The organism is Rhizobium sp. WW_1 (assembly GCF_003610155.1).
GTDB lineage: Bacteria > Pseudomonadota > Alphaproteobacteria > Rhizobiales > Rhizobiaceae > Rhizobium > Rhizobium tropici_A.
In genome coordinates, this window is the sequence record NZ_RAIN01000001.1 from 1,069,395 (window position 1) to 1,090,609 (window position 21,215).

At 61.5% G+C, this 21,215-nt stretch carries 19 protein-coding genes and 1 tRNA gene; 9 read left to right on the plus strand and 11 right to left on the minus strand.

The genetic code is table 11. The features are described 5' to 3' along the window. Positions 1-98 precede the first annotated feature (98 nt). Both BJ928_RS05075 and BJ928_RS05080 read left to right on the plus strand, forming a co-directional pair. A complete protein-coding gene (locus BJ928_RS05075) occupies positions 99-1,346 on the plus strand; it encodes an ROK family transcriptional regulator (protein WP_047628241.1) in 1,248 nt (415 codons plus the stop codon). Further along, positions 1,330-1,764 carry an RbsD/FucU family protein gene (locus tag BJ928_RS05080; protein ID WP_047628243.1) on the plus strand — a complete coding sequence of 145 codons (435 nt, stop codon included), beginning with the start codon at positions 1,330-1,332 and terminating at the stop codon, positions 1,762-1,764. The genes BJ928_RS05075 and BJ928_RS05080 overlap by 17 nt, the downstream gene beginning before the upstream one ends. 215 nt (positions 1,765-1,979) lie before the next feature. On the opposite strand, the gene BJ928_RS05085 is transcribed toward BJ928_RS05080, so the two are convergent. The 6 genes from BJ928_RS05085 to BJ928_RS05115 all read right to left on the minus strand — a co-directional run bounded on the left by BJ928_RS05085 (position 1,980) and on the right by BJ928_RS05115 (position 8,271). Beyond that, positions 1,980-3,017 carry a 4-hydroxyproline epimerase gene (locus BJ928_RS05085; protein WP_047628244.1) on the minus strand — a complete coding sequence of 346 codons (1,038 nt, stop codon included), beginning with the start codon at positions 3,015-3,017 and terminating at the stop codon, positions 1,980-1,982. Between the two features lie 14 nt (positions 3,018-3,031). Beyond that, positions 3,032-3,742, minus strand: coding sequence for an SDR family oxidoreductase (locus BJ928_RS05090; RefSeq protein ID WP_047628246.1), 711 nt, complete (start codon positions 3,740-3,742; stop codon positions 3,032-3,034). Positions 3,743-3,978: 236 nt separating this feature from the next. Beyond that, on the minus strand, positions 3,979-5,262 hold the full coding sequence (locus BJ928_RS05095) for an alpha/beta hydrolase (RefSeq protein WP_047628811.1): 1,284 nt from the start codon (positions 5,260-5,262) through the stop codon (positions 3,979-3,981). A gap of 558 nt (positions 5,263-5,820) precedes the next feature. Continuing rightward, positions 5,821-6,702, minus strand: coding sequence for an aldo/keto reductase (locus tag BJ928_RS05105; protein WP_047628250.1), 882 nt, complete (start codon positions 6,700-6,702; stop codon positions 5,821-5,823). Positions 6,703-6,914: 212 nt separating this feature from the next. Beyond that, positions 6,915-7,559: a TetR family transcriptional regulator gene (locus tag BJ928_RS05110; RefSeq protein ID WP_047628252.1), complete on the minus strand. Its 645-nt coding sequence runs from the start codon at positions 7,557-7,559 to the stop codon at positions 6,915-6,917. 64 nt (positions 7,560-7,623) lie between these two features. Then, entirely contained in the window at positions 7,624-8,271 is a 648-nt protein-coding gene (locus BJ928_RS05115) for a methyltransferase domain-containing protein (protein WP_047628812.1), read from the minus strand. A gap of 217 nt (positions 8,272-8,488) precedes the next feature. On the opposite strand from BJ928_RS05115, the gene BJ928_RS05120 reads away from it, so the two are divergent. Next, positions 8,489-9,409, plus strand: a complete 921-nt coding sequence (locus tag BJ928_RS05120) for an SDR family oxidoreductase (protein ID WP_047628254.1) — start codon at positions 8,489-8,491, stop codon at positions 9,407-9,409. 74 nt (positions 9,410-9,483) lie between these two features. Here the strand turns inward: BJ928_RS05120 and BJ928_RS05125 are convergent, their stop codons facing one another. Further along, on the minus strand, positions 9,484-9,957 hold the full coding sequence (locus BJ928_RS05125; RefSeq protein ID WP_052227478.1) for a BA14K family protein: 474 nt from the start codon (positions 9,955-9,957) through the stop codon (positions 9,484-9,486). 147 nt (positions 9,958-10,104) lie between these two features. On the opposite strand from BJ928_RS05125, the gene BJ928_RS05130 reads away from it, so the two are divergent. From BJ928_RS05130 to BJ928_RS05140, 3 genes are all read left to right on the plus strand, one after another. After that, positions 10,105-10,554 carry a MarR family transcriptional regulator gene (locus BJ928_RS05130; RefSeq protein WP_047628256.1) on the plus strand — a complete coding sequence of 150 codons (450 nt, stop codon included), beginning with the start codon at positions 10,105-10,107 and terminating at the stop codon, positions 10,552-10,554. After that, positions 10,551-12,107 carry an MDR family MFS transporter gene (locus BJ928_RS05135; protein ID WP_047628257.1) on the plus strand — a complete coding sequence of 519 codons (1,557 nt, stop codon included), beginning with the start codon at positions 10,551-10,553 and terminating at the stop codon, positions 12,105-12,107. Before BJ928_RS05130 ends, BJ928_RS05135 begins: the two co-directional genes overlap by 4 nt. A 127-nt stretch (positions 12,108-12,234) precedes the next feature. Further along, positions 12,235-13,155, plus strand: coding sequence for a LysR family transcriptional regulator (locus tag BJ928_RS05140; protein ID WP_047628258.1), 921 nt, complete (start codon positions 12,235-12,237; stop codon positions 13,153-13,155). Positions 13,156-13,211: 56 nt separating this feature from the next. Here the strand turns inward: BJ928_RS05140 and mgrA are convergent, their stop codons facing one another. The 4 genes from mgrA to BJ928_RS05160 all read right to left on the minus strand — a co-directional run bounded on the left by mgrA (position 13,212) and on the right by BJ928_RS05160 (position 18,427). After that, on the minus strand, positions 13,212-14,237 hold the full coding sequence (mgrA, locus tag BJ928_RS05145; RefSeq protein WP_047628260.1) for an L-glyceraldehyde 3-phosphate reductase: 1,026 nt from the start codon (positions 14,235-14,237) through the stop codon (positions 13,212-13,214). Between the two features lie 299 nt (positions 14,238-14,536). After that, positions 14,537-14,613: transfer RNA gene (locus BJ928_RS05150), tRNA-Arg, on the minus strand. 125 nt (positions 14,614-14,738) lie between these two features. Then, entirely contained in the window at positions 14,739-16,259 is a 1,521-nt protein-coding gene (locus BJ928_RS05155) for a HAMP domain-containing sensor histidine kinase (RefSeq protein WP_047628261.1), read from the minus strand. Between the two features lie 161 nt (positions 16,260-16,420). Then, positions 16,421-18,427 (minus strand): methyl-accepting chemotaxis protein, encoded by a 2,007-nt coding sequence (locus BJ928_RS05160; protein WP_047628814.1) that lies wholly within the window; start codon positions 18,425-18,427, stop codon positions 16,421-16,423. Between the two features lie 371 nt (positions 18,428-18,798). Here BJ928_RS05160 and rpmH point away from each other — a divergent pair, with 371 nt between their 5' ends. The 3 genes from rpmH to yidC are packed head-to-tail and all read left to right on the plus strand — an operon-like array spanning position 18,799 to position 21,162. Beyond that, complete coding sequence (gene rpmH, locus BJ928_RS05165) at positions 18,799-18,933, plus strand: 50S ribosomal protein L34 (protein ID WP_041677194.1); 135 nt, start codon at positions 18,799-18,801, stop codon at positions 18,931-18,933. A 25-nt stretch (positions 18,934-18,958) separates the two neighbouring features. Then, positions 18,959-19,360 (plus strand): ribonuclease P protein component, encoded by a 402-nt coding sequence (gene rnpA, locus BJ928_RS05170; protein WP_047628265.1) that lies wholly within the window; start codon positions 18,959-18,961, stop codon positions 19,358-19,360. Next, complete coding sequence (gene yidC / locus BJ928_RS05175; RefSeq protein WP_047628267.1) at positions 19,360-21,162, plus strand: membrane protein insertase YidC; 1,803 nt, start codon at positions 19,360-19,362, stop codon at positions 21,160-21,162. The genes rnpA and yidC overlap by 1 nt, the downstream gene beginning before the upstream one ends. Positions 21,163-21,215: the final 53 nt, after the last annotated feature.

Here is a 21,215-nt window from a genome sequence, read left to right on the forward strand (position 1 = left end):
GATTTCCGGCTGTCAATAAATAAATCCGATTGAATTATTAATTCGATGTGGCATTCTGGAAAAAAATAGGGCATGGCCATGATGGAAGGAGCAGGCCCATGTCTCTCGTACACGATCCTGAGGACACACCCACAACACCGGCGATTCTCGACCCCAGCGGGGGTGCGAACCAGCTCGGCGTCCGCGCCCACAACGAACGGCTCGTGCTGTCGCTCGTACGTCGTCACGGAGCACTCTCGAAGGCCGATATCGCAAGGCGAAGCGGCCTTTCGGCGCAGACCGTGTCCGTCATCATGCGAGAGCTGGAAAAGGACGGGCTGCTATCGCGCAACGCGCCGGTGCGCGGACGCGTCGGCCAGCCCTCCATTCCCATGCGGCTCAATCCGGATGCCGTGCTCTCCTTCGGCGTCAAGATCGGCCGGCGAAGCGCCGATCTGGTGCTGATGGATTTCGTCGGCGGCATCAGGATGCAACTGCATCAGATCTACCCCTACCCGCTGCCGCAGGAAATCATCGCCTTCGTCACCTCGGGCATCAAGGAACTGGAGGGGCGGCTCAGCGAGGAGCAGCGCCGCAAGATCGCCGGAATGGGCGTTGCCGCGCCGTTCGAGCTCTGGAACTGGGCCGAGCAGGTGGGCGCGCCGCAAGGAGCCATGGATGTCTGGCGCGGGTTCGACCTGCGAGCTGAAATCGCCTCGCGCGTCGCCTACCCCGTCTTCATGCAGAACGACGCCACCAGCGCCTGCGGCGCGGAACTGGTCTTCGGCGTCGGGCCGCATTATCCGGATTTCGTCTATTTCTTCATCGGCTCCTTCATCGGCGGCGGCATCGTCCTGAATTCGTCCGTCTTTGTCGGCCGGACCGGGACCGCCGGTGCGCTCGGCCCCCTGCCCGTGCGCGGCCGCAACGGCGAGAACCGCCAGCTTCTGGAGATCGCCTCGATCTTCGTGCTCGAAAATCTGCTGCGGGATCACGGCTTCGACCCGCGCCCCCTCTGGTATTCGGCTGACAATTGGATCGATTTCGGCGAACCGCTTGAGATCTGGATTCAGGACACAGCCAAGGCGCTGGCGCAGGCCATCGTCGCGGCCGCTTCCGTTCTCGACTTCAGCGCTGCCGTGATCGATGGCGGCTTCCCCAACTGGGTGCGGGAGCGCGTGGTGCGCGCGACGATGAGGGCCGCCGCTGAACTGGATCTCCAGGGCGTCGTCATGCCCGAAATCATCGAGGGCGCCGTGGGGCCGCAGGCCCGTGCCATCGGCGGCGCCAGCCTGCCGATCTTCGCGCGCTATCTCGTCGACCAGAACGTCCTCTTCAAGGAGATAGAGCATGCTGAAGGGCATTGACCCGCTATTGAGCCCGGACTTGCTGGCGACCTTGCGCGCCATGGGCCATGGCGATGAGATCGCCCTTGTCGACGGCAACTATCCCGGCCTCGAACACGCCCGCCGCCTCATCCGCCTCGACGGCCATGGCGTCATCCGCGTGCTCGACGCGGTGCTCAGCGTGCTGCCGATCGACGATTTCGTGCCGCAAGCGATTTTCCGGGCAACCGTCCGGCAAGACCGCGATGCCATCCACCCCGTTCATGCGGAGATGATCGAGTGCTGCGCCCGGCATGTGCCCGACATTCGGGTCGTGCCGCTGCTGCCGGCGGAGTTTTATGAGCGGGTGAAGCAGGCGCATGCGCTGATACAGACCGGGGAGCCGCGGCTCTATGGGAATATCATCTTGCGCAAGGGTGTGATTTATCCCGGACGATAGCGAGAGGCGGAAAAGCCCCTCATCCGGCCTCCTGAGCTTGTCGAAGGGCGGCCACCTTCTCCCCGCTCGCGGGAGAAGGGGATAGACGCGACCATAGCCTTCCTTCAAGCTGACTGCTTGGACGGAACTGAGGGGAAGTCCCCTCTCCCCGCGTGCGGGTAGAGGGTTAGGGTGAGGGCAGAACTCTCCATGCGACAGGAGCCGATTGCCTAATCTCAAATATCCCCCGCCGAGGGACCCCAGACATCCGTCATGGCGAAGCCTGCCGCCATCGGGTCGAAGGGGTCGAGCGCCACCTGGCTGAGGCCGAAGGTGAAGCCACGGCCGGTGATCGTCGGAATGATGGCGGGCTTGCCGGCAACTTCCGTTTCCGCCTGCAGGCCAACCTCGAACTCCGAGCCGATGATCGAACGGGATTTGAAGACATCGCCGACCTTGGCCTTGCCGCGGGCATGCAGCGTCGCCAGATTGGCGGAATTACCGGTGCCGCAGGGTGAGCGGTCGGCCCGGCCGGGCCACATGGTCGTGCAGGTGCGGATGGCGCCATCGGCGTCGATATCGCGGAACATCACGTAGGCGACGCCCGAGATCGCCGGGATTTCCGGGTGAACCACGGTCATCGCCCGGTTGATCGCATCCTTGATGACCATGCCGGCCTGAACGAGGGCGGCCGCATTGGACTTTTCAATGTTCAGTCCGATCTGGCCGACATCGACGAGCGCATAGAAGATGCCGCCATAGCAGAGATCGAGCTTGATCCTGCCCCATTGCTGCGTATCGAGACCGACGTCGAGTTCATGGACGAAGGATGGCACCATGGTCAGCCGCACCTTCTCGCAGCGGCCGTCGCGGCAGGTCGCCGTGGCGCGGACGAGGCCCGCCGCCGTATCGAGCGTGACGACCGTTTCCGGCTCCTTCATCTCGACGATGCCGGATTCGAGCAGCGCCGTCGTCACGCAAATGGAGTTCGAGCCCGAGCTTGCATGCGCCTGGTCCGGCTGCAGGATGATGAAGCCAGCATCGGCGTCGGAATGCTTCGCCGGCAACAGAAGATTGACGGAGCCGATCGGCGCACCGCGCGGTTCCAGCACGAGGAAGCGGCGCAGCTCCTGCCCCTTCGGATCGGTGTTCAACCAATGCAGCTGCTCGGCAATGCTGTTGCCGGGGATCTTCGGCACGCCGCCGATGGCAACCTTACCGATTTCCCCTTCGCAGTGAACGTCCAGCAGCTGGATCGTGCGCTTCCATCTCATCTCATCTACTCCAATCAGACGTGTCGCGTGATGCCGCCGTCGACGCGGATATTCTGGCCGGTAATGTAGCCGGCGCCATCCGACAGCAGGAAGGCCGCCGTCTTGGCGATTTCGCTCATCAGGCCGATGCGCTTCATCGGCACCTTGTCGGCGGTTTCCGGCTTGTGGTTTAGGCTATCGATATAGCCGGGCAGGATGCAGTTCATGCGGATATTATCGGCCGCATAGCGATCGGAATAGAGCTTGGTGAAGGCGCCGGCGGCGGCGCGATAGGTGCAGGAAACCGGGAAGACCAGCGACGGCTCATAAGCGGCGAAGGTGGTGATGTTGACGAAAGCGCCCTTGCCCTGCTTCAGCATGACCGGCGTCACCAGCCGCGCCATGCGCACCAGCGACAGGATCATCATGTCGGAACCGAGCGTCCAGTTTTCGTCGGTGATATCGAGCAGATCGCCCTTTGGCGGATGGCCGGTGTGATTGACCACGGCATCGATGCGGCCATAGCTCTTCATGGTCAGATCGAAGATCGCCTGGATGTCCTCGGCCTTTTCGGCCACGCCGCGGGAGGCGACGCCGCCGAGTTCAGCCGCCAGCGTTTCGCAGCTTTCCGACGGCGACATCAGCGCCAGCCGATAGCCGTTGGCGGCGAGTTCGCGGGCGATCGCTTCACCCATGCCGCGGCCACCGCCGGTAATCAGTGCAACGGGCTTTTCGGTATCGGACATGGTTTCCTCCTGCTAGCGGTTGATCCGAGCGGCGTTCGGTCGAGCGCCGGTTGATGCCAATCATCATACTGGCGACCAGCCGGGCTGTCGCCGGCCATGTCCGAAGCCATTCGCAAATATGCCACGCGTCAATCGGCGCACTTCTCTGATATATCAGATTGCGTGAGGTGGCTATGGTCTTTTACGGCAGCGGTAAAGGCCACCATCTCGGATCAGTTCATGAACGGATCATTGCCCTAAGGCGTCGCCGACATTGTTGCCGTCGCCTCGACGCTATCGCCGAGCGAACCGACGGTATTGTTGGCGGAAGCGCCGACACGACGCCATTGCTCGCCGTAATTCTGGCGGGTACGGGGATCGAAGATCGCAATCGGAGCGCTGACAGCAGCACCCGCGACGCTTCCGACCGTCTGTGCAGCACCCATGGCGACAGCACCGACGGCGTCGCCGATGCCCACATCGGAATCGGTGATCGTCTGCCCGGCGATGAGCCGAGCGCCGATGAGCTTCACCACTTCCGGGCTTTCGGCGAACTTGCCGTGATTGAGGCCATCGCCAGTCTTGAGCTTGGTGAGATCGAGCACGGTAATGCCCTGCTTTTCGAGCTCGCTGCGATAGGGCTCGGCGGCAGGGTCGATCTGGCCGAGGCGGTCGATATTGCCGGAAATGCGCCGGGACAGGGAAAGCGCCCGGTCGTCGCGTGAGACGAACAGGGTGAAATGCGGCTTGTCCTTGCCGAGAGCAGCGAACTGCCGCCCGAACACGTCGACGTCGAGATCGGGCGAGGCCAGGATGACGTTGTTGATCTTCGGCGCGACGCGACCATTACGGATCGCCATCTGCCTGAGCGATTCGACGGCAAGCCAGCTTCCCATCGAATGCGCCATGACGGTGATATCGCCAACGGCAGGATCGGCGGCGACCCGGCGCAACAATTCCTCAAGAGAATCACGCGAATAGTTCGTGCTCTCCTTGTCATAGGCGTAGTCGAAGATGCTCGCCCGCGACGGCCAGGTGAAGACGATCGGCGCGACGTCGGCGTGCGAATCGTGAACGATCTGCGCAAAGCGATAGACAGCGTCTTCATAGCGGTTGTTGAAGCCATGGACGAAGATCAGCACCCGCTTGTCCTTCGGCAGTTCAGCATGCAACCAGGCACGCCCATCTGCTTCAGTTGCGAGCGGCTTGACGCTGGTGGTGACGAAATTCTTCAGCGGATTGCCGGGCAAGCGGCTCGGCCACTGCACCTGACCGACCTTGCGATTGGCTTCCGGCGGGATGGAGACGCTGACTGCATCGATCTTCAGCCCCGGACCACGCTCGCCAGAAAACAGGATCGCCGGGTCCTTGTCCGGCAGGCGCGTTGTGGCGACGAGGAGATCGACCTTGGATGTACCAGGCACATTGTCGGCAACCGGCTGCATGACCCCCACCGGACGGCCACAGGCCGCCAGCAACAATGTCACGGCCACTGCGACAGTTCGGAAAGACAGCTTTCCCCATCGGCCCGAACTTGCCATGCGCTGCATCATGCAACCCTTCCTTACCGCCATAACGTCGCGCCACTCTACGCATGGATGCCTGCGGCGCAAGCGACTCCCGCCGTTCCCGACCACATGATGCGATGCTAATTCGCGACGGCATTGCAAAGGCGCAACGCCTCCGCAGGCCTGGCAAACCACTGACGATGTCGAGATAAAAAAAGAGCCCGATGCGGGAGGAGGATGCATCGGGCTCTTGATCCGGATTGGCAACTGGGAGGAGGAGTGTTGCCAATCATTGAAGGAGCGCTGGGAGGAGGAGGTGCGCTGCCTTCGAGGGATTAGATATAACGCGAGCGCCGGCATGAACAGACCGGCTTTCGCAATGCAGCAATGCGCCGAATGCATTGCTTTCTTCATGAATGCCGAAAATATCGCATAGCGCCGGCATTTTCGGGATTTTAGCGCCTATTTTGCAGTCGTTATTTGCACGAAACCCGAGATTCACATGATTGTGATCCTCATTTTTGCATTGGAAGCGCCGCTCACCGGCCACCGGTCGGTGAGCAATCTCGCATCGGCCGAGCGACCTTCGACTCAGGCGGCCTTGAAAGCCTTCTTGCCTTCGGCGTCCAGCGCCGCGAATTCCTCGTCGGAAAGGACGATGTTCACAGCGCTCGTGTTTTCCTCGAGGTGCTTGACCTTGCCGGTTCCGGGGATCGGCAACATGACGGGGCTGCGCTTCAGTACCCAGGCGAGCGCGATCTGGCTCGGAGCGGCATTGTGCTTCTTCGCGATGGTATCGAGCAGCGAGCCTTCCTTGGCGAGATCGCCGGCGGCGAGCGGGAACCAGGGGATGAAGCCGATGCCGTGCTTTTCGCAATAGTCGAGCACGTCCTCGCTGGTGCGATCGACCAGATTGTAGCGGTTCTGTACCGTTGCCACCTTGAAATGCTTCGATGCTGCCTCGATGTCGGCCACGGAGACTTCGCTCAAGCCCGCATGACGGATGATCCCGTCGTTCAACAGCGACTTCACGGCATCGAACTGCTCCGCCGCCGGCACTTTGGTGTCGATGCGATGCAGCTGCCAGAGATCGATGCGGTCGACGCCGAGATTGCGCAGGCTCTTGTGCGCCTGCTGGATCAGATATTCGGGGCGACCCAGGGGCACCCAGACATTCGGCCCGGTGCGGGTGAGCCCGCCCTTGGTCGCGATGACGAGACCATGGCCATAGGGATGAAGCGCTTCCTTGATCAGGCGCTCGGAAACATCCGGGCCATAGGAATCGGCCGTATCGATGAAATTGATGCCGAGTTCCGGCAGGCGCTTCAGCGTCCGGACTGCCTCGTCGTGGTCTTCGGGCTCACCCCAGATGCCCGAGCCGGTGATGCGCATGGCACCGAAACCGAGACGATGGACGGGAAGATCACCACCGATCTTGAACTGACCGGACTTGGCTGCGTCGAATTCTGACATGGTTATAGTCCCTTTTGATGGTTTGAAATCTATCTGGCATTTCCGGCATCCGGGGAGGAGCCGAGATTTGTCTGGCAAATCGAGGGTTCCGCGAGGGAGAGATGCGGTCGCGACCCACCAGTAAATGGGACTGCATCGCGATATATGCAATGCACCCCGCTAAATGCGCCGCTATCGATCAGCCCGGCTTTCGTCCGTTTAACCGGGTGCGGTCACGGGCGCTGTCGTACTTCTTCACCAAGATCGGCAAGTGCCGCCCAAAGCTCATCGAACAAGTCGCGAGCGAACTCTTCCAACGAAATGTCCTGCCGGGACTGCGCCCAGCGCTCCCCGCCGATGCGCAGCATCGTCACCACCGCTGCCGCAAGCAAATCCAGACGAAGATGCGCCGCATTGCTGCCATGGCTGCGGGCATGAAGCGCATCTGCAAGCTTCCTTGCCAGCTTGGCATATTTCAGCTGGTCGCGGGCGCTAAGCGCCGGCGTAGTGCGGATCAAGGCAGCCAGCGCGAGGCTTTGCGGATCGGCCATGGCAGTGCGGAGGGCAGAATTGACGGCCGCCTCGATCACTTCGACCACCGAGGCAGCCTCGGGCTGTGCCGCGATAGCGCCGATCAATTCCCGGGCAAAGCCGTCCTGCCAGGCAGTGACCACATCCTCCTTGCTGGGGAAGTAGTCGAAGAAGCTGCGCTTGGAGACGTCGGCGGCTTCCGTGATGTCTTCGATGGTGGTGGCGTCAAATCCGCGCTCGAGAAAAAGCTTCAAAGCGGCGGCTTCGATCCGTTCGCGAGTTTGACGACGCTTGCGCTCGCGCCGGCCTTCTCTTACCGCGCTATCGACATCCGGCTTCTTCGCCATCCGCTACCCCTGCCAGCCATTCGCTCAAGGCCGCCCCAAAATCGGCCTCGCCGGCTCCAGGCGCTTAAGCGCTGATTCCGGCATTCTCCCCGGTGCTACGATATTTGGAGCCGGGGATCGAGAGTTCCAGAGGATTTTGCCGCGATATCCTGTAGACGCCGGCGGGCGGAATGTTGCGCACCGTACCGCCGATGCGCTTTGCCTGCAGCCCGAGATCCGCAAGGATCGGCTTCTGCACCGGACAACGCGGACCATAGGTGAACTGATAGAAGGCGGCTCCCGGCTTCATCGTTTCGAAAGCACCGCCGACGATGGCCGCCACTTTGGAGGGCGGCATGGACAGCAGCGGCAGGCCGCTGACAACAGCACCGAAAGGCGCGTCAGCGAAAAGGCCGCACCGGCCAAGCTGCGCCGCATCCATATGGACCACTCGCGCCTCAGGGAAACGCCCGCGCAAACGAGCGGCAAACTCCTCGCCGAATTCGACGAGCGTCAACGCGTGTTCGGGGATGCCGCGCGCGAGCAATGCGCGTGTGAATACGCCCGTGCCCGGGCCAAGTTCGAGGATCGGGCCATCGAAAGGTTCGATCTCCTGCGTCATCAGCCTCGCCAGCCGCTCACCCGACGGCGCAACCGCCGCAACCCGCATGGGATCGCTCACCCAGGAGCGAAAGAACTGCACGAAATCAGAGCATGAGGTCTTGGTTGTCATTCCGCGAATCCAATCTTCGGCCATAGAGTGTGATGACGTCCGAACAGCGTGGCAATTCAAAGGCATGCTCCGCCATTAGGCCGTCGAAAATCATTGCTAAGCAAGCATTATTACATATTTCGCGCTCACATATTTTCATTTATTGCAAACTTGCATTTAATGCAGAAATTACCAGATACAATGGGCAATGCCAAAATCCCTTCACAGGAGTTCCGCAATGCCAGACTGGACAGTGAAAGACATTCCGCCGCAGACGGGTCGCATCGCGGTCATCACCGGCGCCAACAGCGGCATCGGCTACGAGGCGGCGAAGGCTCTGGCGGCGGCCGGCGCAAAGGTGATCATCGCCTCTCGCAATGGGGCCAGGGCCAACGAGGCGCTGGCGAAGATCCGCGCGGCAACAGCCGATGCGGACGTGACGTTCGAAGCGCTCGATCTTTCGAGTCTCGATTCCGTCGCACGTACGGCCGACCGCATCGCCGCCGCCGTGCCGCATATCGATCTGCTTATCAACAATGCCGGCATCATGGCCATTCCCGACCGGCATGAAACCGAAGATGGCTTCGAGATGCAGATGGGCGCCAATTATATCGGCCATTTCGCCTGGACGATGCGGCTACTGCCGAAAGTCTCCGCCGCCGCAAACCCGCGCGTCGTCACCGTGAGCAGCCTGGCGCATCGAAGCGGCCAGATCCATTTCGACGATCTGCAGTGGCGCCGGCGCTATCGGCCGTGGGCGGCCTATTGCCAATCGAAGCTGGCGACGCTGCTGTTCAGCCTCGAACTCGATCGCGTCGCGCGCGCCGAAGGCTGGGCGCTCAAGAGCATTGCCGCTCATCCCGGCTACGCCGTTACCGGCCTGCAAACCACTGGACCTCGCATGGGCCGCGACAGAGCAAGCCTGTTCGAACGCACCATGAAATGGGTGGAGCCGTTTTCCTCACAATCGGCCGAGGCCGGAGCGCTGCCGACGCTCTTCGCCGCAACCTCACCAACGGCAGAAGGCGGTGCCATGTATGGCCCAAGCGGCTTCTACGAGCTCAAAGGGCCACCGGTGCGCGCAAAGATCGCCCCTCATGCCCTCGACCAGACTACCTGGCGGCGATTGTGGGATGTCTCGGAACAGCTGACGGGTTGAAAGCAACTCTACCGGCAACGGCCTGAAAGAAACCCCTCGCCGCCGTGCGGAGAGGGGTTTCAAAGCATTTCACCTCACGGGCTGACGCACTGGCGGCGCGGTCCCTTGGTCGGCTGATAGGTATTGTCCGAGGCGCGGTAGGTCTTGTACCGGCTTGCGCACCAGCGAACGTGTGCGCTGCCGCGCGGCGGATGGGCGACTGCTCCGCCGATCATCGCGCCAGCGGTGAAGGCCGCCATCGGATACCACCAGCCATCATGGCGCCGATAGCCGGGACGGTGATGGCGATAGCCGCGATGGCCATGCCAGTAGCCCGGACGATTATGTGGCCGGTAATGCGGACGATGATGAGGGCGGTGACGGCCGCGATAGTGCCGGTTGTGATGCCGATATTGAACTTCGGTCAGGCCGGCGGGCTGATCGCCCGTCTGCTGGATGGCCGGCTGGATCAGCGGCTGGATCGGCGCGGCGACGGCCGGGTCGAAAGACGTAACGGCAAGCAAGGCACTCAAGGCGGTCACTGTTACGGTTGTCAGAAATCGTTTCACAGCTCTTCTCCTCCTGTCGAGTTACAACACTGACGTGCAATGCGCGACAGCAAAAAATCTTTCACAATATTATCGCTTGCGCAAGTACATGACGCCCGGTAGGTATATAGGTAGGAAGCCTATCTATCTACAAGCGAGCGAGACTCGATGAGTAAAGTCGAACGCCATCATGGGATCGAAGACGCCTATGCGCTGGCCGAAGCGCTGCGCCCTGCCCTTCACCGCCTGTACCGGCAATTGCGCCGGGAGAGCGACGATGCCGGGCTTTCGCCGCTGCATGCCCTGCTGCTTGTCGCCATCATGCGCCAGCCCGGTATCGGCGTTGCCGAACTGGCTCGAATGGAGAAACTCCGCGGACCGACGATCTCGGGCCATGTCAAGGCCATGGAGCGGGATGGCCTCATCGCCCGTTCTGAGCCCGATCCGACCGACCGGCGCCGCAATGGCCTCGTAGCGACCGAGAAGGGCGAGGACATCATCCTCGGCCTGAAACAGCGCAGAACCGACTGGCTCGCCTCAGAACTCGTCAAGCTGTCGCCTCAGCAGCGTGACACCATTCGCGCCGCAATCGAACCGCTCATGGAGATCGGGCAATGAATACGGCTCGTCCGAATACCGTCCCACCATCGGCCCCGACCGCGGGCGATCCGCCCGACCGCCGCGAGATCCGCGCCGTCATCCTCGGGCTGATGATCGTTCTCGGCCTTGGCGCGATCGACCAGAGCATCGTCGCAACCGCGCTGCCGCGCATCGTCAGCGACCTCGGCGGCCTGACGCATCTCTCCTGGGTGGTCAGCGCCTATGTGCTCGCCTCGACCAGCACCATGCCCCTCTACGGCAAGCTCAGCGACCAGTACGGCCGCAAGCCGATGATCTATGCGGCGATCCTCATCTTTCTTCTCGGTTCGGTCCTGAGCGGCATGGCGCAGACGCTGCTGCAGCTCATCATCTTCCGGGCGATTCAGGGTATCGGCGCCGGCGGATTGATGCCGCTGGCGCAGATCATCATCGGCGACATCGTGCCGCCGGCCAAGCGCGGGCGAAATCAGGGTTCGATCGCCGCCGTCTTCGCCATCTGCAGCGTCATCGGCCCGATCGCCGGCGGCGTCATCACCGATCTCCTGTCGTGGCACTGGATCTTCTATATCAACCTGCCAATCGGCGCCGTCGCGCTCGTCATGATCGGCCGCGCGCTGAAACGACCGCACCACTCGCATAGCCGCCGCATCGACTATCTCGGCGCGGCACTGCTGACGAGCTGTACGACCAGCTTCCTGCTGGTGCTCGCGCTCGGCGGTAATGAATGGGCCTGGGATTCGCCGGAGATTATCTGTCTCTCCGCGCTTGCGCTCGTGCTCTTCGTTCTCTTCATCCTGCATATCCGCCGCGACTCCGAGCCGGTACTGCCGCCCGATCTGTTCCGCAACCGGCTGTTCGTCGTCGCCTGTATCGTTCTGGCCTTGACCTTCATGGGCATGCTGGGAGCCAGCCTGTTCTTTCCGCTGTTCTTCCAGATGGTCATGGGGGTGAGCGCCTCGCACTCTGGCCTGCTCACCGGCCCTTTGATGATCGGCGTCGTCATCTCCTCCATGGTCAACGGACGGGTGCTGCTGCACCGCTTCGGACGCTACAAGCCGGCGCAGCTCTGCGGCCTCAGCCTGGCCACGGTCGCCTTCGCCGTGCTTGCCTGGGCGGCAGCGACGAGCCAGGGCTTCTGGATCATCGAGCCGTCCGTCTTCGCGCTTGGCCTCGGGCTGGGGCTGGTCATGCCGACCATGACGATCGCGGTGCAGAATGCGCTACCCCTTGCCCATCGTGGCGTCGGTACGGCGACGCTCGCCTTCTTTCGCTCGCTTGGCGGCCTTATCGGCGTCACCGGCTCGGGCGCCATCCTCGCCTATCGCGTGCAGAACGCCGGCGGTGTGCTGGATGGGGTTCACGTGTCATCCCTGACCGAAGCCGGCATGAAGCAACTCGCAACCACCTCCCCCGAGGCTCACGCAGCAGCGATCGCGCTCTATCGCCACGCCATCGCCATGACCTTCGCGACGGGAACGGCCATCGTGGCGCTGGCACTGATCGCACTGCTCTTCCTGCCGGAACTGCCGCTGGCGACCGATCATGGGCAGGAAACGAAGCGCCCAGGCTGAGCGGTGCGCATTGCGCATCTTCGATCCCACCTGTGATCGTCGCGCCCTGCCGATAGAGGTTGCGCGGCGGGGAATCCGGCTATTTATGATGAATGAGGATCATTCTTCATATGAACGGTAATCACTCATGTCGACGCCCGAAAGAACGGACCTTGCCGATTTTCGATTGTTCCTGGCGGTCGTCCGCCGGCGAAGCTTCAGCGGGGCCGCGATCGAGCTTGGCCTCACCCCTTCCGCGGCGAGCCACGCCATCCGCCGGCTGGAGACCAGGCTTGGCGCGAAACTGCTGAACAGGACGAGCCGCGCGGTCTCGACGACCGATCTCGGCGCGAAGCTTGCCGAACGGCTCGAAGAAGGCTTCGACCTCATCGCATCGGCGCTGGAGGATTTGCAGGCGCCCGGAACGGCCCGGTTCGGCCAGCTTCGCTTGAACGTCTTTCGCGACGCGGCGCACCTGCTGGTTACGCCGGCCCTGCCGGAGTTCGCCAGGCAATGTCCCGACGTGCGTCTGACGATCGTCGTCGACGACCGCCCGATCGATATCGTTGCCGAGGGTTACGACGCCGGAATGCGTTACGGTCACCATGTCCCGGAAGACATGATTGCCGTTCCCCTGACCGGCCCGCAGCAATGGGTGGTTGCCGGCTCTCCCGGATATTTCGAGGCGAATGGTCGACCGGAGACGCCGGACGACCTCGCCAGCCACAAGTGCCTCCAGCTTCTGCTTGGCGACAACGCCGCCTATCGCTGGGAGCTGGGCAGGGGAGACGACGAGCAGAGGCTTCGCGTTCCCGGGCTGATCACCATCAACGATACGACGACGACGATCGAGGCAGCCAAGGCCGGCCTGGGCCTGGCCTATCTGCTACAGGCGAGAATCGCTTCGGAGCTATCACAGGGCACCTTGGAGATTGCGCTTGAGCCGTATTCTTCGGAGGGCGCTCCGTTTCATATGTACTACAGTAGCAGGCGCCACAATCATCCGGCGCTTCGAATTCTTATCAACATCATCCGCGCCCAAAACGGTCTGCCACGCCTGGCAGGCTGACCGCAAACAATGCCCCGCCCGTTCCTGAGGAAACGGGCGAGGAGAAAGCGTGATGGCTAGGCGATCTGCGACTGGCGCCGCCAGAGATCGATGCCGCTTTCGGTCGCGAAGCGATCGATGTTCTTCAGTTCCTCTTCCGTGAACCTGGTGTTGTTCAGAGCATCCAGGGAATCATCGAGCTGCTCGACGTTTCTGGCACCGATCAGGGCCGAGGTCACGGCGGGATGACGCAGCGTCCAGGCAATCGCCATCTGTGCAAGGGATTGACCGCGCGACTGGGCAATGGAGTTCAATCCGCGCACCTTCTCGATAACATCATCGCTCAGCAGCTGCTCGCTGAACGAGCCGGAGCGCGCCACGCGGGCATCCTTCGGAACACCGTTCAGATACTTCGAGGTCAGGAGACCCTGCGCAAGCGGAGAGAAAGCGATGCAGCCGACGCCAAGCTCCTGCAGCGTATCCAGCAGCTTGTCCTCGATCCAGCGGTTGACCATCGAATAGGACGGCTGATGAATGAGAAGTGGAACGCCTTCCTTCTTCAGGAGCTCATAGGCTGCGCGCGTGCGCTCGGGGCCGTAGGAAGAGATACCGACATAGAGGGCTTTCCCCTGGCGAACGATTTGCGTCAACGCCGCCATCGTCTCCTCGAGAGGAACATCCTCAGTCGGGCGATGCGAATAGAAGATATCGACATAATCGAGCTTCATGCGCTTCAGGCTCTGGTCAAGCGAGGCCAGGACGTGTTTGCGAGAGCCGCCGATGCCATAGGGTCCCGGCCACATGTCCCATCCCGCCTTCGACGAGATGATCAGCTCGTCGCGATAGGCGGAGAAGTCGGCTTCCAGAATCTTGCCGAAGTTCTCCTCGGCGGACCCGTAGGGCGGGCCATAATTGTTCGCGAGGTCGAAATGCGTGACACCGCGGTCGAATGCCCGCCGGATAATCGACCGGCCGGTTTCGAAGACGTCCGCTCCGCCGAAATTCTGCCAAAGGCCCAGCGAGATCGGCGGCAGCTTAAGCCCCGAAATGCCGCATCGCGCATATGCCACGTTCTCGTAGCGCTCTTTATTTGGGATATACATCGCTTTTCCTTCCTGTGCTGAAGGAAGCATACGGCTCGAAGCCCATCGGCTCAAATGAGCCAAATTCATTCCGTCCATGAATCTAGCTCATCGTTCAAGCGAGGGTATAGATCGCGATATCGCGTGCGCGAAGCCATGCCGCGCCGTTTGGGCCGGATAGTGAGACGAATGATGCGAAGCCGGAGCCGAAGACGGGCGACCGCGCGGAGATACGATCTGCCGGGGGAGAGCGAGCGCTCAATGCCAGAGCGCGCGGCGAACCGCAGCGCAGAAATCAAACCGAGATATCAAGAAAGAAATGGCGCACCCGAAGAGATTCGAACTCCTGACCCCCAGATTCGTAGTCTGGTGCTCTATCCAGCTGAGCTACGGGTGCGTGGCCGAAACGGAAGAAACCGTTGGCGTGGGCGGTTCTCTAAAGCCTCCCTTGAGGGAATGCAAGTGGATTTCTGAAAAAGATCGCGATTTTCGTGCATGTTGATGCCAAGAGACTGAAAACAATCAGTTTTCTTGTAAGCTTCTGCTGCGGTAATCATCAAGGGACACAGGACGGTCGGGGATTTCGATACGGAACTGCGTACCGGCGGACGGTTTTTCGACAAGTGCGATGGTGCCGCCATGGGCAAGGACGAGCTCGCGGGCGATCGCGAGGCCGAGGCCCGTACCGCCGGAACGCGCCGAGCCGCGGAAAGCCGTGAAAAGATTCTCCCGCGCCTTTTGCGGCATGCCTGGGCCGGTGTCGTCGACGGTGATGCTGACGACGCTGCCGATCCGATGCGCTAAAACGGTGATGCGCCTGACACTGTCGGGCTCCGAATCGCCGAAAGCGATCAGCGCCTGATGGGCATTGCGGCAGAGATTGTGGATCACGCGGAACAACTGCTCGCTGTCGGCATCGACCTCCAGATCCGGGCTGAACTGTTCGGCAAACTCTATACCGCTCTCCGGATCGATCGCCAGGATATCGCGCACCTCCTCGATCAGCTCGAGCAGGTGGATCTTGCGCCGGCGCGGCGCCGATTCGGACGTTTGCCCATAAGAAAGCACTTCGGTCGTATAGCCGACGGCGCGATCGATGGTGCGCAACAGCTTCGGGGCGAAGCGCTTGACCATCGGATCGTCGACATCGACCAGTCGGTCCGACATCAGCTGCGCGGCCGAGAGGATATTGCGCATGTCATGATTGATCTTCGACACGGCGAGGCCAAGGGCGGCCAGATTCTTCTGCTGCTTCAGCGTCTTCTGCAATTGCGATTGCATCGCGGCGAGATGCCGGCCCGCCACGGCAAGCTCGTCACGCCCCTTTTCCGGCGCAAGAATACGGCCGGGATCTTCCGGATCGTCCGAATAGGCCTGCATGCTGTCCGTCAGCCGGCGAATCGGGCGGATCATCATGCGGTTGATCGCAAAGAAGATCAGCGTCGCGGTGAACAGCGAGATCAGGATCGAGACGAAGAACACGCTGGTCGAATAGGCAAGCATCGCATTGCGTAGGCGCGTATCCTTCAGCACCACCTCGATGCCCGTATTGGCATCGCCGCCGACGGGTCCGAACACACGGATGATGCGGTTGCCGCCAAACAGCAGCGTATCGAGCGCATCCTTGATCGCGGTCAGCTGGGACACGTCGCTGAGATCGTATTTCTCATCGACGGAGGCCGGCATCTCGGCCGTTGCCAGCAGGCGCGACGTGCCGTCCTTGCGCAGAACGATGGCCCGCGTGCCCGTGGCCATCAGCGTTTCCTTCTGCAGCGCGCGCGGCAGTTCGGCCGGCTGCAGGCCATCGATGACGATGGCGGCGGCGGCGGCCGTATTCAGCCGATCCTCCAGCCAGCGCAGCCGCATATTGGCGACGGAGGGCACGAAGATCAGCACTTCCGCCAGCGAAATGAAGACGATGGTGAGAAGGAGAAGCTTGCCGGAGAGGCCGCCGAAGATGCCGGTAGGACGACAAAATTGCGCCAGGCGGCCCTTGTCGACCTTGCCGCCCTTTACGGCACCCTTGTCCTGCCCACTGTCCATTTCAACTGTCCTGCTTCGCCGCAAAGCGAAATGCTGCCGACCTGATCGAAACTAGATAATAGGCGATTGTGGGCTTTTTTCCAATCGCCCCCGCGATCTGGCAAGCGGAAGGGGCCGGCCGCGACACTCGGGCGCATCGGCCAACCCTTCTTGATCAAGGATCAGAATTCCTCCCAGCCTTGCGCAGCGGCGGCTGGCGCGAGCGTCCCGCCACCGAAGGCAGACGCGACCCTGTCGATCATCCGGCGAGCCGGCGAGGCCGCTGGGCGATGCGCTTCGGCACGGGCCGCCACCGGTGCGGACACATTGACCGCATCGACCTTGAAGCGGGAAACGAGATGGACAAGGCCATCGGCTTCGGCGGCCAGACGATGGGTCGCGGCCGATGTCTCCTCGACCATGGCGGCGTTGCGCTGCGTGACCTCGTCCATCTGATTGACGGCGTTGTTCACCTCGGAAAGCCCTGTCGCCTGCTCGCGCGCCGCCGTTGCGATCGAGTGGATGTGATCGTTGATCTTGAGCACGCGTGCCTCGATGGACGACAACGCTTCGCCGGTCGCCTGCACCAGCTTCACGCCGATCTGTACTTCGTCGCCCGACTTGCCGATCAGGGCCTTGATATCCTTGGCGGCTGTCGCCGAGCGCTGGGCCAGCTCGCGCACTTCCTGGGCAACGACCGCAAAGCCCTTGCCCGCCTCGCCGGCGCGGGCTGCTTCAACACCGGCGTTCAGCGCGAGAAGATTGGTCTGGAAAGCGATATCGTCGATGACGCCGATGATCTGGCTGATCTCGCCGGAGGCCTGCTCGATACGCCCCATGGCGTCGATGGCGTTGCGGACGACGGTGCCGGAGCGTGCGGCGTCATCCTTGGCCTCGCTGACCATGACGCTCGCCTCGCGTGCCCGCTCAGTGGAGTTCTGCACGACGGAGGTAATTTCATCGAGCGCCGCCGAGGTCTCCTCCAGAGCCGCAGCCTGCTGTTCCGTGCGCTTGGAAAGATCGTCGCTGGCGTGGCGCAGTTCGTTGGTATTGGAGTTGATGGAACCCGTTGTCTCGCGCACTTCGCGCATGGTGCTCTTCAGCGTCACGAATGTCGCGTTGACGTTCTGCTGCAACTCGGCGAAGGCGCCCTGGAATTCACCCTTCATGGCCTGCGTCAAATCGCCCTCAGCCAGGCTCGCGATGACGCGACGGACTTCACCGATGCCGGTATCGACGCTCACAAGCAATTCATTGACGTTGCCCGCGAAGCGATTGAGATTGACGTCGCCGTAGTCCTTGCCGATACGCTGACTGAAATCGCCGGCAGCAGCGGCCGAGACCGCCAGGGACATGCTCGACTGAAGCTCGTCGCTTCTTGCCCGCATGGCGGTTTCCTCGGCATTCATCCGCTGCACGGCCTTGCCATTTTCCTTGAAGATGTCGACAGCCCTCGCCATCTCGCCGATCTCGTCGCGGCGGCCGGCAAACGGCACATCCATGTCGAACTGGCCGTCTGCAACATTCTTGATGGCGTCCGTCACCTTGCGGATCGGGCGGCTCAGATGAACCGTACCGATATAGGCGCCCAGACCGACGCCGGCGCCGATGCCGGCGACCATGATGACAAGGACCACCCAGAGGACATTGTTGTTGAAGGCTTCGATCTCGGCCTCCGCCTTTGCAAGCTCGGCCTTGTCCGTATTCACGACCGCATCGATTTCAGCCTGGAAAGCCTTGCGGTTGGCGCGGTTCGCCTCGTTGTTGCCCTGCTTGCTGGCCGCATCGGGACCATCCGTCACGCCAAGCCTCGCCGTCTCCGTGCGGAAGACCCGAAATTCCTGGGCACGGGCCTGCAGCTTGCCGAATTCTGTCTTCTGCGCGCTCGGGACCAGCGGCGACCAGGTCGCGAGCACCTTGTCGATCTCATCCAGATCGGCCATCAATCCGTCGGCAAACCCCTTGGAATCCTTTGCCGAGGCTGCGGCATAGATGCCGCGCGCTTCCATGACCACCGCCGTGACATAACGGTTCAGGCGCTCTCCCATGTAAGCACGGTTGGCAGTCTGCTCGTAGCTCTGCAATTTGATGTCGTATTGCTGCAGCGCATAGAGGGCCATGCCGCCGATCAACAATGCCGTGCCGGCCATGACCGAGACGAGCAGATTTATTTTGCCGCGAATTTTCACAATAGACCTCCGACGCCGACCCATCCCCCACAAATCGATGGATTTTCCGGCGATATTCCAGATATCGACGAAATTCATTAACGTTACCTTGAAGTATCTTTTGCCAATACACGGCCTATTTCTGAGCATATTTCATGCATTGCTTAAATTTACTTTGCAAATTGCCGACGCCGATCATTCGGCTGAAACAGGCCGTTTCCAAGGAATCTGCGCCGGTATAATTGACTTCCGGGGCCTTGATCCGTATAAGCCCGCGCACGTCCGGTCACGGAGCCTGCATTTGCGGGCCAAGTCCGTTCGCCATAATCAACAACGCTCCTTGCTATTGAAGCAAAGCTCAAGAAGGGCCGCACTCCGCGGTGTTTAAATAAATGAAGCGTACCTACCAACCATCCAAGCTTGTCCGCAAGCGTCGCCACGGCTTCCGTGCGCGTATGGCCACCAAGGGCGGCCGCGCAGTTCTTTCTGCTCGCCGTAACCGCGGCCGCAAGCGTCTTTCGGCCTAAGGGCCGAAGTGCCCGATGATCCAGGATGGCGGGCAAATTGACGAATGAACGACCAAAAAAGACTGTCGGGCGGCTGAAAAGCCGGCCGCAGTTTCTTGCAGTCCGCGAAGGCGAGAAGCGCAGAGGCGGCTTCTTCCTCATTGAGGTGCTGGACCGCAAGCTTGCCGACGCCGAGCCCCGCGTTGGTTTTACCGTCACCAAAAAACATGGCAACGCGGTGGAGCGCAACCGCATGCGGCGCAGGCTGAAAGAAGCCGTGCGGCTTCATGCAGGGTTTGCAATGCAGCCCGGACACGACTATGTGGTTGTCGCGCGGCGCGATGTACTGACCGCGCCTTTCGAAAAACTGGCAAGCGAACTCGTAAGCCGCGTCGAAAACAGGCCGAAACATCGGCGGTCGGAAAACGACCGCTCCAGGAAAGTATGATGGAAAACAACCGCAATTACTTCATAGCAATTGCACTGTCTGTGCTGATTGTTCTCGGCTGGCAGTTTTTCTACATGAATCCGCGCCTCGAAGCGCAGCGCCAGGCCGAACAGGCCGCCAAGGCGCACCAGCAGGCGCAGCAGGCTCAGACAACGCAGCCGGCTGCAGCGGGCGCCGCGGTAAACGGTTCGCTGCCAGCAGGCGGCCAGACGACGCCGACGGTCCTCACCCTTGAGCAGTCGGTCGCCAACACCGCTTCGTCGCGCGTCGTCATCGACACGCCGGCCCTCGCTGGCTCCATCAACCTGGAAGGCGCGCGTTTCGACGACCTCCAGCTCAAGGCCTATCACGAGACCGTCGATAAGAGCAGCCCGATCATCACGCTGTTCAGCCCGGCCGACACCAAGAACGGCTACTTCACCGAACTTGGCTATGTCGGCAGCGACGCGACCGGCGCCGTTCCCGGCCCTTCGACCGTTTGGAAACTGACAAGCGGCGACAAGCTGACCGACAAGACGCCGGTGACGCTCAGCTACACCAATGACAAGGGCGTCACCTTCGCGCGCACGATCTCGGTCGACGATCGCTACATGTTCACGATCACCGACAAGATCACCAATAGCGGCCAGGCTCCGGTTTCGCTGTCGAGCTACGGCCGCGTCACCCGCTACAACAAGCCGGAAACGCCGTCCGCCTACGTTCTGCATGAAGGCTTCATCGGCGTCATCGGCGACGACGGCCTGATCGAAACCAAATATGCGTCGACCGAGAAAGAAGCCACGACGCCTGCCAAGGCGACCGGCGGCTGGCTCGGCATGACCGACAAGTACTGGGCCGCGACCATCGTGCCGCCGCAGTCGACGGCTTACGACGCCCGTTTCTCGCACTTTACCGATGGCACGCCACGCTATCAGGCTGATTACAAGCAGGATGCCGTCACCATCGCTCCCGGCCAGTCGCAGGATCTGAAGAACCTGGTCTTCGCCGGCGCCAAGGAAGTTCCGGTCATCGATCGCTATGAGACGAGCTATTCGATCCCGCGCTTCGACCGCCTGATCGACTGGGGCTGGTTCTATTTCATCACCAAGCCGATGTTCAAGCTGATGGATTTCTTCTTCCGCTACTTCGGCAATTTCGGTGTCGCGATCCTCTGCACCACCATCGTCGTCAAGGCGCTCTTCTTCCCGCTCGCCAGCCGGCAATATGCCTCGATGGCGAACATGAAGCGCATGCAGCCGAAGATGGAAGAGCTCAAAGCCAAGTTCGGCGACGACCGAATGGGGCTGCAGCAGGCGACGATGCAGCTTTACAAGGAAGAGAAGATCAATCCGATCGCGGGCTGCTGGCCGGTGCTGCTGCAAATCCCGATCTTCTTCTCGCTCTACAAGGTGATCTACATCACCATCGAGATGCGCCACGCACCGTTCTTCGGCTGGATTCAGGACCTTTCCGCTCCCGATCCGACCTCGATCGTCAATCTCTTCGGCCTGCTGCCGTTTGCTGCTCCGACCTTCCTGCATCTCGGCGTCTGGCCGTTGATCATGGGTGTCACCATGTTCCTGCAGATGCGCATGAACCCGACGCCACCGGACCCGACCCAGGCGATGATCTTCAACTGGATGCCGCTGGTGTTCATGTTCATGCTGGCAAGCTTCCCGGCGGGTCTCGTGATCTACTGGGCCTGGAACAACACGCTCTCGGTCGTTCAGCAGTCGATCATCATGAAGCGCCACGGTGTAAAGCTGGAGCTCTTCGACAATCTGAAGAACCTGTTCAAACGAAAACCGGCGCCATCGAAATGACGCCAAAAGCCCCGCTCCGGCGGGGCTTTTCTTTTTCAGCTTCTGCTTCGACA